Annotated in this window: 12 protein-coding genes; all 12 read right to left on the bottom strand. The window is 59.7% G+C overall.

Going from position 1 to position 10576, the window contains the following annotated elements; all coding sequences use genetic code 11:
- Nucleotides 1–55 precede the first annotated feature (55 nt).
- Complete coding sequence (locus tag XF30_RS39135) at nt 56–241, bottom strand: DNA -binding domain-containing protein (protein ID WP_244608891.1); 186 nt, start codon at nt 239–241, stop codon at nt 56–58.
- Nucleotides 242–344: 103 nt separating this feature from the next.
- On the bottom strand, nt 345–1391 hold the full coding sequence (gene hypE / locus XF30_RS10330) for a hydrogenase expression/formation protein HypE (protein ID WP_109142596.1): 1047 nt from the start codon (nt 1389–1391) through the stop codon (nt 345–347).
- A complete protein-coding gene (gene hypD / locus XF30_RS10325; RefSeq protein WP_192893095.1) occupies nt 1388–2530 on the bottom strand; it encodes a hydrogenase formation protein HypD in 1143 nt (380 codons plus the stop codon). The genes hypE and hypD overlap by 4 nt, the downstream gene beginning before the upstream one ends.
- Nucleotides 2527–2763: a HypC/HybG/HupF family hydrogenase formation chaperone gene (locus XF30_RS10320; RefSeq protein ID WP_109142594.1), complete on the bottom strand. Its 237-nt coding sequence runs from the start codon at nt 2761–2763 to the stop codon at nt 2527–2529. The genes hypD and XF30_RS10320 overlap by 4 nt, the downstream gene beginning before the upstream one ends.
- A gap of 1 nt (nt 2764) precedes the next feature.
- A complete protein-coding gene (gene hypF, locus XF30_RS10315; RefSeq protein WP_109142593.1) occupies nt 2765–5020 on the bottom strand; it encodes a carbamoyltransferase HypF in 2256 nt (751 codons plus the stop codon).
- Nucleotides 5017–5964 (bottom strand): hydrogenase nickel incorporation protein HypB, encoded by a 948-nt coding sequence (gene hypB, locus XF30_RS10310; RefSeq protein ID WP_109142592.1) that lies wholly within the window; start codon nt 5962–5964, stop codon nt 5017–5019. Before hypB ends, hypF begins: the two co-directional genes overlap by 4 nt.
- Nucleotides 5964–6305 carry a hydrogenase maturation nickel metallochaperone HypA gene (gene hypA / locus XF30_RS10305; RefSeq protein WP_109145645.1) on the bottom strand — a complete coding sequence of 114 codons (342 nt, stop codon included), beginning with the start codon at nt 6303–6305 and terminating at the stop codon, nt 5964–5966. The genes hypB and hypA overlap by 1 nt, the downstream gene beginning before the upstream one ends.
- Nucleotides 6298–7389: a hypothetical protein gene (locus tag XF30_RS10300; protein ID WP_109142591.1), complete on the bottom strand. Its 1092-nt coding sequence runs from the start codon at nt 7387–7389 to the stop codon at nt 6298–6300. Before XF30_RS10300 ends, hypA begins: the two co-directional genes overlap by 8 nt.
- Nucleotides 7390–7484: 95 nt before the next feature.
- The gene (locus XF30_RS10295; protein WP_192893094.1) at nt 7485–8342 is read right to left on the bottom strand and encodes a hydrogenase expression/formation protein; all 858 of its coding nucleotides are present in this window, start codon (nt 8340–8342) and stop codon (nt 7485–7487) included.
- A 612-nt stretch (nt 8343–8954) separates the two neighbouring features.
- Nucleotides 8955–9245: a HypC/HybG/HupF family hydrogenase formation chaperone gene (locus tag XF30_RS10285; RefSeq protein WP_109142589.1), complete on the bottom strand. Its 291-nt coding sequence runs from the start codon at nt 9243–9245 to the stop codon at nt 8955–8957.
- A 16-nt stretch (nt 9246–9261) separates the two neighbouring features.
- On the bottom strand, nt 9262–9846 hold the full coding sequence (locus tag XF30_RS10280; RefSeq protein WP_109142588.1) for a HyaD/HybD family hydrogenase maturation endopeptidase: 585 nt from the start codon (nt 9844–9846) through the stop codon (nt 9262–9264).
- An 11-nt stretch (nt 9847–9857) separates the two neighbouring features.
- Nucleotides 9858–10574 (bottom strand): Ni/Fe-hydrogenase, b-type cytochrome subunit, encoded by a 717-nt coding sequence (gene cybH / locus XF30_RS10275; RefSeq protein ID WP_192893093.1) that lies wholly within the window; start codon nt 10572–10574, stop codon nt 9858–9860.
- Nucleotides 10575–10576: the final 2 nt, after the last annotated feature.

The raw sequence follows: 10576 nt of genomic DNA, 5'->3' as shown, positions 1-10576 counted from the left end.
TCTCGAGGAACAGGGTCGCAACCATGGAAAGCTAAGCGCTACCCGCGGGCGCAGGTTAACTTATCGGGACGACGGCTTTGAGATCGGGCGTCCACACGCCGCGTAGACGTTTCAGATAGCCGCGCTCGACCAGGGCGGTGAAATCATGAATGAGCCGGTTAGCCTTGCGGCGCGCATGCGAATCCTTCCACTCGACCGAAGGACGGTTGGTGTGGTCGGAAGCGAGCACCTTCGCTGCCACGTCTTGCGGGCCACCGCCCGAGGTGGTGGACGCCGGAAGGCGTGAAGGAGTTATATCAGTGGAGGTTTCTGAAATGACGTCAGCCGCAGAGTGCGCACCCTGTTCAACAGATCCGAGGCAATTGTTCGCCCCACAGCCAGTCGACGACGCGTCGGCCGCCGAAACAGGTGGTCATCTGCACAAATTTGTGATCGTCAGCCACCGCCTCGCCAATATCAGCTGCATCGGACGCGAGCGGGTGCGCCTTCATGGCAGCAAGCACGGCATCGGCCGAATCAGGCGCGACGATCGCAACGAGCTTGCCCTCGTTGGCGACATGGATCGGCTCTAGTCCAAGAAGTTCGCAGGCAGCCGCAACCGCAGGCTTCACCGGAATGGATGATTCCTGCAAATGGAACCCAACGTCGGATTGATGCGCAATCTCGTTAAGAGCCGCAGCGAGCCCGCCGCGCGTGGGGTCGCGCATCACCCGGATGCCGCCAGGGCTGGCTGCGATCATGACCGCTACGAGTTCATGCAAGGCTGCTGAGTCCGAGACGATTTCGGTTTGAAAAGCGACATTCTGACGTTTTGACATAATCGCCACCCCATGGTCGCCGAGGCTTCCGGACACCAGCACACGATCCCCGACCCTTACCTTGTCGGCGGACAGATCCAGCCCATCGGCTACAAACCCGATCCCGGCCGCAGAGATGAACAGACCGTCTGCTTTGCCGCGCTCGACGACTTTGGTGTCTCCAGCAATGATGTGAACGCCGCCCCCGCGAGCTGCCGCGCCCATCGAATCCGCGATCGTCTTCAGATCCGAAAAACGGAAACCCTCCTCGATGATAAAGCTGGCTGACAGATAGCGCGGACGCGCACCAGACATCGCGACATCATTAATCGTGCCGTGCACAGCCAGTGACCCGATATTGCCGCCGGGAAAGAACAGGGGGGTAACCACATAGCCGTCGGTCGTCATCACCATCCTGCCTGCCGAAACGTCAAACGCCGACTGATCATTGCAGCGAGCGAGCCATTCATTACCGAAGGCTTGGTGAAAAAGGTCGGAGATCAGCTGTGCCATGGCACGGCCCCCGGATCCGTGGGAAAGTTCAACGCGCCCGCTCTTTACGTCGAGCTTGCGTGGATAGGCTTTCACGCTCATGACCTTTGCCTCCCCTGTTCACCGCGAACTCGACCATATGTCCAATACGCCGCACAAGCGCCTTCTGATGATACCATGCAGGCCCCTATGGGCGTTTCCGGCGTACAGATCTTTCCAATCAACTTGCAATCGGCCGGCCGTTTGGCGCCACGCAGGATCGCGCAGCACTCGCATGCCGGATTGTCTGCGACACGCATGTCATGGATCGCAAAACGCGTCTCGGCGTCGAATTTTGCGTAAGACCGCTTCAGCTTCAGTCCGCTGTTGGGTACGAGTCCGAGCCCACGCCATTCAAACTGATCACGCAGTTCGAATACCTGCGACACCTCCCCCTTGGCGCGCAGATTGCCTTCCCGTGTCACTGCACGGCGGTATTGGTTTTCTACCTCGTAGCGGTGTTGATTCACCTGCCGCACCAGCATCAATATAGCTTGCAGCACGTCGAGGGGTTCAAATCCCGCGACTACGATCGGCTTCTCGAACTGTTCTGCCAGCGGCTCGTAAGGCTGCGTACCGATAATGGTGCTGACATGCGCAGGTCCGATGAAGCCGTCAATTGGGACGCCGCCGGTGTTGCGGATCTTCGGGTTCTCGAGAATGCTGTGCATCGCAGAGGGTGTAAGCACGTGATTGCAGAACACGCTCAGGCCCTCCAACCGCTTGCTCTCGGCAATCCGGATCATGATTGCCGTTGGGGGCGTCGTGGTCTCGAAACCGATGGCAAAGAAGACCACTTCGCGGCCCGGTATCTGTTCGGCGAGCCGGATAGCGTCAAGCGTCGAGTAGACCATCCGAATGTCAGCGCCCAGCGCTTTGGCTCGTAACAGGGACTGTCCTTGCGACCCGGGAGCACGCATTAAGTCGCCGTAGACGCAGAGAGTGACCTCTGGTCGCTCGACCAGCCGGATCGCCATGTCGATTCGGCTCGCGGGCAGAACGCAGACGGGACACCCGGGCCCGTGGATCATCCGGACGTTCGCGGGCAGCAGATCCTCGAGGCCGTAGCGGGAGATCGCATGAGTGTGTCCGCCGCAAAATTCCATGAACCGATAGGCTCTTTGCGAACTGACCTCAGCGTCAATCGCACGCGCAAGTCCCTGCGCGATGTTCTTGTCGCGAAATTCATCAGAATATTTCATGATCGGCATTCCTGCGCGGCGTCGCCTAGCTCCTGCAGGAGCTCCAGCGTGCGCTTGGCTTCCGCCTGATCGATCTTAGTGAGCGCGTAGCCGGCATGGACAAGGACGCAATCGCCGACATTGAGCTCGTCCACAAGAGCAATCGATATCTCCAGGCTGATGCCATCGATGGACACCAGAGCCATGTCGTTGGGTAGAATTTTCACGATCTTCGCCGGAACCGAAAGACACATGTCAGGCAGTTCCTCTCGTGGCGGACGACTGTTGAGCAATCTGTAGAGCGGCAATCCAGGCCTGGCCAAGGCTCAAACCGCCATCACTGGGCGGCAGCCGCCGCGGCACCAATGGTGTAAGACCGGCTGCGCTGCAACCGCGCGGGATCTCGTCCGACAGCACCGCGTTCAGGAAGCAGCCGCCGTTCAGAACGACGGTATTGACGCCGGTTGTTCGCGCAGCGCGCGTGACCCAGTCGACACAGGCCGCGGCGAAAGTGCCATGAAACAGCCCCGCTCCACCTGCGGCGTCAATGTCATCAGCAATCAACCGCGAAAATAGCGGACGAAGCGACAGCACGCCGCCGTCGATCGTCCAGCCGGCTTCGAGAATCGTTGCCCGCCGCACCAGCGCTTCGAGCTTCATCGCTGCTTCGCCCTCATAGCTCTGCAAATGCGCAATACCCAGCAGCGCCGCTGCCGCGTCGAATAATCGTCCCGCACTGGTTGTGGTGGTCCCGCCCGACTGATCGAACAAGTCCGACACACACCCCGCTTGCCGTTGCGCCGCAAAGCGCCGCCCGATTTCGTTACCCCTACCGAGCCCGTGTAATACTGCGCTCGCCATACGCCACGGCTCGCGGGCTGCACGATCTCCACCGGGCATCTGCAGGGGCGCTAAGTGCCCTATGCGTCGGAACCACGTCCCTTCGCACAACAATAATTCGCCACCCCAGTTACCGCCGTCAGCGCCGAGGCCATGGCCATCGAGCACCAGGGCAAGCGCTGGTCCCGCATGGCCATGCTCGGCGATTACTGCGGCAGCGTGTGCGTGGTGATGCTGGACCGCGACCAGCGCGCGAGCATTTGCTTCCGCAAACCGGGTAGAAGCCATATCGGGATGCAGATCATGGGCGAATGCGACAGGCTCCACGTCAAGGATCGATGTGAGATGTCGGATCGTCTTCTCGAACACACGGATGCCTTCGGCCGTATTTAGATCGCCAATATACTGAGAGACGAACGCTTGGTTGTCCCGGGTGATTGTGACGGTCGACTTCAGTTCGCCGCCGACGGCGAGCACGGACGGGACGGATCTCGCAAGCCGGATCGGCTCGGGAACATAGCCACGGGCACGACGAACGAATTGCGGCCGGCCAGCCACCACCGAAACCACGGAATCATCGGCACTTGTCAAGATATCGCGATCATGGGTCACGACAAGATCGGCGATTCCGTCGAGCCGCCGCAGCGCCTGCGCGTTGTCAATCAGGAGCGGTTCGCCGCAAACATTGGCACTGGTGGCGACGATGACCGGGCTAGACCCCGCACGCGCACCTCGCGAGCCAAGCGCATGGAAGATGAGGTGATGCAGCGGCACTACGGGCAGCATGACACCTACTCGCGACAAACCGGGAGCTATGGCAGGCGCTAGATTGTTGCGCGATGGCAGGAGGACGATCGGTCGAGCTACGGATTCTAGTAGCGCTAGCTCGGGCGCGCTCGCCCCCGCGATCTCGCTGACGCGCTCGATGGAATCGACTAAAACCGCGAACGGCTTCTGAAGGCGGTGCTTTCTCCTACGCAAACGTTGCACGGAGTCCTGATTACGCGCATCGCAAAGAAGCTGGTATCCGCCCAGCCCCTTTATCGCCACGATCTGCCCCCGCGCGATTGCCGCGACAATATCGCTGATCCCATGGCTCAGCCGAGGACCGCATGCTGGGCACGCGATCGCCTCCGCGTGAAACCTGCGGCTTGCCGGATCGGCATAGTCAGCCACGCACGCGGCGCACAAACCAAAAGCCCTCATCACAGTATTGCGACGATCGTACGGAAGCCGTTCGGCGATGGTGTAGCGTGGGCCGCAATGGCAGCAACTAATGAAAGGGTAAAGGTAATGCCGATTTTCTGGATCGAATAGCTCTTTGAGGCATTGCTGGCAGACCGCGGCGTCAGCGACGATCTGCGTCGACAATTTGCCGGCTTCGCTCGTACCGATCGAAAAGCCCTTCTCCGCGCGCGCGGCAGTCTCCCGAACGCAGATGTCGACTATGCGTGCCAATGGAGGCGCCTCGAGCGGCAACGTAGCGACAAACTCTAGGGCACGGTGGCCCTCAACCTCGATGATAACGCCCTCAGCGCTATTGATGACGAACCCCGCCAATCCGTACCGAATGGCAAGTCCATAGACGTAAGGACGAAAGCCGACACCTTGCACTGCCCCACTCACGATGACGCGCAGCCGTGTTCGGTCGCAGGAGGCTCCGGCGCTCATCGCCCTGTGTCCTGGAAGGCGCGCCTCAGACAGCTCGCTTGTCTATCGATCCAGGCGTAGAGCGCTGCAAAGCCTTCGCCAGTCCGAGCCGAAACTACAATCACTTCGATCGTCGGGTTGACCCGTCTGGCGTATTCGATGGCCTTGCCCAAATCGAATTCGAGCGCCGACGCTAGATCAATCTTGTTAATCACCATGAGCGACGAAGCGGCAAACACATCGGGATACTTGAGCGGCTTGTCTTCACCTTCAGTGATCGAGAACACTACGATCTTGCAGGCTTCGCCAAGATCGAAGGCGGCAGGACAGATCAGATTACCCACGTTCTCGATGAAGAGAATACCGCCTGAGAGCAGCGGCAGGCGGCGATAACCCTCGCCAATCATTGCCGCGTCGAGATGACAATTCTTGCCGGTATTGATTTGAACGGCGGGCACGCCGGCGGCCTGAATCCGTCTGGCATCGTTCGAGGTCTGCTGGTCCCCTTCGATGACCCCGACCCACCGGCTACACTTGAGCTCGGACACCGCCCGGACGAGCAGCGTCGTTTTACCGGCACCGGGGCTGGACAAAAGATTGAATACAAGCAGGTCATCGGCTGCGAAGAGCGCGCGGTTGTTCGCCGCAATTTCATTATTCTTGTCCAGGATATCGCGCTCAATCTCAACGAGCCGTTTTCCGCTCCTGCCACAGCCCCTCACATCAGGCGGATCGACGCCGCTCGGAAGCGCCTGCGCGTTATGCGCATGGTGATTGGCTGAGCTAAGACAGCGATTATAGCTATCACCAGCGTGATTCGACGGCGGCGGCCGTCGGTCGCCCGGCGGAAGAGCAGAATGGCAGTCGCGATCTCCCTGAAGGGGTCGCTCATGGCTCTCCGCATTATTCTCCGCGGGGCTTTTTGTGGACGGCGTCCGTTCGTGGCAGCCGCAAACAGTACACATCAATCGATCTCCAGCTCTTTCACCCGCATCTGTTCGCCCGCGGTCACCTGCAAGTGATAGCTGCCGCAGCAAGGGCAGCACTCACCGCGCCGAGCGATTTCGACGCTCTTCGAACAGCTCATGCACCATGCAACGCCTGGCAGTTCGACGATATTAAGAGCCGCGCCCTCGGCAACGGTCCGCATTGCAGCGGTAGCAAAGCAGAACCTGATCGCTTCAGGGGCCGCATGACTCAGCGCTCCCATCTCCAGACAGATGCTCCGCACCCGCGAAGAGGATCGCTCGTGTACCTTCTCCTCGACGATCTGAATGATGCCAAGACAAATCGCCATTTCATGCATCGCGAACTTCGCCAAGGTTGAGGGTGAACGCGACGCACGGATCGAGCGATGCAATCAGCGCGTGGACTGCATCTTCGCGTCTTCGAGCCGTCAGCACCGCGCCTTGCAGGCTCCGTACAAGCGGCCCGCGCCGGTGAAAATTCCACTCCGTCGGCGCAAGAAATTCGAAGCGGGATATTCTACCCTGAGCATCGAGTTCAACCGCGTGGTAGAGACGGCCCCTGGCGCATTCGACCGCTGCCGCTGCACGGCGCGGCCCTAGCTTATATCTTTCGATAATCCCACGCTCCGCGGCGCCAATCTGAGTGCCGGCCTTGAGCCAGGCACATAGCCGCAAGATTTCATTAATTCTGGCCATCAGCCGCTCGACCGCACCGAAGGGTACCAGCGGGACCCGATCCCGTCTGATCTGGCGCGCCCATGGACCCGTCTCGGGCACATGTCCGTCAACATCGGGACAATAGCAGAACGTCGAGTCATCCCCGAGCAACCGCTTCGTGATGCTGGGGTCGTCAGCAACAGACAGGAATGAGTGCCCCGCCGGAATTGACTTCACGTCGACGTCATTAAGCTCCGCAACGCGAACCGCCAGCGGACTACCAGACCTCAGCGCCTCCCTCTCATCTAGACCGAGCGCGGCTAGCGCAGCGACAATCCGCGCGGTTGCTTCGCGTTGAGCGGAGCTCCAGGCTGGCTGCGCGGAGCGGACAAACGCTGACAATTCCGACATCAGGGAGCGAATTGCCGCCGCACTGGCGACATCAAATGTAAGATGTCCGACAAAAAGGCTCCGGGCCAAATCCGCGATGCGCTCAGTAACGATAAGTGCAATACGCTGCTGTCTTGTTGCGCGGGTGATCACCTCGTCGCGCGCCGTCTCGATCGCGGACAAGAATGCAGTTTGCTGCGCAGCGACACACAACGCGAAAAGCCGCGGCAGCACGTTGAGCACTGTCGAGGGCTCCTTTCCGGCGAACATCCGCGCTAGCGGCGGCCGGACTCGCGGCAGGATCTCGACCGAGGCGACTACGTCGGCAGCTAGCAGTACGCGGACATCGATTTTGTTGCGCGCAACAAGACTCATGGGCAACACTCCGCCATCATCCCGCGCAAGCTATAGTCCACGCGCATGCGCCGGCTGCGGGATCACACCCGATGCCGAATGCCCGAGAGAGCTCTTCATGTGAAGTACGCCTCGATAATTTCCTGCATGCGCTCGGCTGAGTCCTGGAAATCCTCATCGGCAGCCAACGTAACAATCGGTACGCCCCCGACCTCCAGTGTATCGAGGATGATGTCGTCCGTAGAATTGAAGAACTGCACGGACCAGACATTCCTAATCCTGGTCGCCTGTACTCGGCAGGTTCCGTAGCCGTGCAACATGAGTTGGACCGGTCCATTGCCCAAGCTTTGCTGTAGGAATGCCAAGTCGGTCATGCTCATTGGCAGTGACGTAAGATTGATGACATGGGCGTGCATGCCTAATCGCCAGACCCCCGCCCGCTCGCGTATTTCGGCCAGCACCGGTTGAACGTTCATCGCACCATTCGGCGGCGTGCCGATCACAAGATAGGCCGACGTCAGATCAGTTGCGGCACGCCGAACAATCTGCGGAATCGAGCCGACCTCAATATATTCGTGCGCGAGCTCGGTGCCGATGCGCAAGCGCCAAATTCCGGCAAGCACGGACTCCCGGATTTGCGCCAAGGAGCCATCTGGCAGCGCAACCACGCCGGCCACCTCACCTTCTCCGAGCAGGTCGTCAATCAACTTGCGTTCGCCATCGCTGAGATGTGCGAGTCCGTACAGTTGTGTCCGAGCACCGCTTCTCTGACCGCGAACGGCAGCAGCGGCGTTTGCTAACAGCAAGGTGGCGTTCGGATAGTTCCTTCCACGCTCGTCCGCATCGCGCCAGGCGCGGCCGGCGAGCGCGCTCGTGGGGCGTGTATGGAATGCATCGAGAGTTGCAGAGCCATTGGCAAGGTCGCTTGTTACCCGGACGGCGCCGCCGGAAACAACGGGGGTCGCTGATTTCATGATGCGAGGTTCCGGTGTCTGCATCGAGCGGCAATGCACTTGCCGACGCAAGTGCTGGCGTGTGCCCGAATGATCTGTACGGAGATGCGGTTGATCGCAAACAAACGGCCCGATCTCTTGCCGACCGAGCAGAGTTCATCGTGCCTAGCGCATGGGCTCGCCCTCGACGGTCTACGTCGGCCGAGCCTGCCGACGCGTGTGCCACTAACGATGCGGGAAACCGCTGCGCCTTGCGTGCCTTGCCGAAACTTCTTGACAACTTCAGGAAGGAAGGATGCGAGCTGGATGATCCGGAGCTCGGCCGCTGACAGCGGCATCACAGTCACCGTCACTTGAGCATGCGCGGCTAGGCGCGCATCAACGCTGATGCTCTCCACGTCGGACGGAGTGGGTCGTGCCGAACCATGCTGCGCCGGCTGCAATTTCATCAGACGCCTTTCTGATAATGTTCGATTCTGCTAGCAGGCCGTTAGCAAGGCGCATGCCAATCATTCTCTGGCTGCGCCTCGCGCTCGAACCAACGGCAAAGCGCCTGATATTTTACAGGCAAACGTTACGTGCGACTGGAATTCGATTTGTTAGAGCGCCACTCGGCGCAAGCGAGCGGAATGGCTAGCGTAAGTGCTCCGGCAATTGTGGCTCGTGACCGATCAAGTCCGCAAAGTATCGATCGATGTCCTGGCCGTTGAGGCTGGCCTCAAGCCCGTCAAGTGCGTCCGAGATCAGCCTTGCTTCCTTGTCGTCTAAAACCCGCACCGCGCTGTCGATATGGACGAGCACCTTGGCGCCGACCGGTACATCGGGGAGCAGCATGACCGAGACGCGCCGCTGTTCATTGCCATACTCGCACAGCGCCGTGATTCCGTCGGTCTCGGCAATCGTCATTGGCAAGCCAAGGCACATTGTAAGTCGCAGGCCGCTAGACGGGCTGCGCCTTCATCTCATAACTCGCATGGTCAGTATTGTTTGCCAACAGCCGTTCTGATGCAGGCAGCGGCGCGCCCCGCGGTTTCACTGGCGAGCCCCACTGCGCTAGAAGCTTACAAGCTAGTTCGATCGCAGGCGCAATCTGAAAGCGCACCGGCGTGGTCAGAGGACCGCCCCAATTCTCCACGTCCAACGGCTGACAGCCGATGAGAGCGAGCTCTCGCGGACGGCGGCCAAGAAAATCGGCCGCGCTTAAGACCTCCTGAAAACCGGTCTGATGTAGGCTCACTTTCTTGGCACCAGTAAATCTTGGCACTTCGTCATCTCGTACAAGCTCCAACTGCCCGGGCAGCAATCCATAGTCGATGACATCGAACACGATCAGGCAATCGGCCTGTTCAAGAAAACTGACAAGGTAGAGCCCTTGGGTGCCGCCATCGAGGACGGTGACATTATTGTCGACCGCGTAGCGGCGATGAAACTCCTCGACCACACGCACGCCGAAGCCCTCATCGGCCCACAGGATATTCCCGATGCCGAGAACGAGAATCCTTTTTTTGTCTTTCGAATCGAGCATCCGCTTCCCGGTCAATCGCCAAACCCGCGCTCAGCCGATCTTTTGGAAAAGAAGCTGCGGCGCGAGATGATGTCTTCCCGGATCACCGCGTAGATGTGGACCAGCGAGAACATCACGATGACCCACAGACCGAGATGATGCAAGGTGTGGACGTCCTGACTGTTCGGCCAGATTGAAGACACCCAGCCGAACATCTTGTACTGCCAGCTGTCAGTACCGGCACCTTGCCCATAAAGTGCAAAGCCTGTGACGACCATGAAGGTCATCGTCTGTGTAAACATGAAGAACATTGCGAGCTGAGCAAGGCGGTCGTGCCCGAGGCGCCTGTCAGGCTCCCCTGTAAGAAACGCATACCGGCGAATCTCCTGATACACCTCACGCCAAAAGCACCCGCGCCAGAGCGGCACGCAAAAGATCTGCATGGCATGCGCATTTCCCATCAAGGCCCAGTAGATGCGCAGAAGAAAGCCAACGCTGGCGACATATCCCGCCGAGAAATGGGCAAAGCGGATATAGCCGAACAGGAAATCGCCGCTTGCCTCTCCCTTCATCGCTGGTGTGCCCGTCCCAATAAGGTAGCCGGTTAAACTTAGTACCAGAATGGCCGCCGCGTTAGCCCAATGCCACAGTCGCACCGGCGCATAAACGTAGGCGACGGCACCGCCAATGCTGCGATCAGTCGGTGCCGCATCGTCGGCGGCGAGGAGCTTCCGAGCCCTATCCAGCATGG

The organism is Bradyrhizobium sp. SUTN9-2 (genome assembly GCF_003122645.1).
In the GTDB taxonomy this organism is placed as follows: domain Bacteria; phylum Pseudomonadota; class Alphaproteobacteria; order Rhizobiales; family Xanthobacteraceae; genus Bradyrhizobium; species Bradyrhizobium yuanmingense.
Note: the sequence above shows the minus strand (reverse complement) of the source record. Positions and strands in the feature narration are given on the sequence as shown.

Excerpts from the sequence above, each read along its gene's own strand:
- hypE (WP_109142596.1), bottom strand. The coding sequence starts at position 1,391 with ATGAGCGTGAAAGCCTATCCACGCAAGCTCGACGTAAAGAGCGGGCGC.
- hypA (WP_109145645.1), bottom strand. The coding sequence starts at position 6,305 with ATGCATGAAATGGCGATTTGTCTTGGCATCATTCAGATCGTCGAGGAG.
- XF30_RS10285 (WP_109142589.1), bottom strand. The coding sequence starts at position 9,245 with ATGTGCCTTGGCTTGCCAATGACGATTGCCGAGACCGACGGAATCACG.
- hypF (WP_109142593.1), bottom strand. The coding sequence starts at position 5,020 with ATGAGCGCCGGAGCCTCCTGCGACCGAACACGGCTGCGCGTCATCGTG.
- XF30_RS10280 (WP_109142588.1), bottom strand. The coding sequence starts at position 9,846 with ATGCTCGATTCGAAAGACAAAAAAAGGATTCTCGTTCTCGGCATCGGG.
- hypB (WP_109142592.1), bottom strand. The coding sequence starts at position 5,964 with ATGTGTACTGTTTGCGGCTGCCACGAACGGACGCCGTCCACAAAAAGC.
- XF30_RS10300 (WP_109142591.1), bottom strand. The coding sequence starts at position 7,389 with ATGAGTCTTGTTGCGCGCAACAAAATCGATGTCCGCGTACTGCTAGCT.
- hypD (WP_192893095.1), bottom strand. The coding sequence starts at position 2,530 with ATGAAATATTCTGATGAATTTCGCGACAAGAACATCGCGCAGGGACTT.
- cybH (WP_192893093.1), bottom strand. The coding sequence starts at position 10,574 with ATGCTGGATAGGGCTCGGAAGCTCCTCGCCGCCGACGATGCGGCACCG.
- XF30_RS10295 (WP_192893094.1), bottom strand. The coding sequence starts at position 8,342 with ATGAAATCAGCGACCCCCGTTGTTTCCGGCGGCGCCGTCCGGGTAACA.
- XF30_RS10320 (WP_109142594.1), bottom strand. The coding sequence starts at position 2,763 with ATGTGTCTTTCGGTTCCGGCGAAGATCGTGAAAATTCTACCCAACGAC.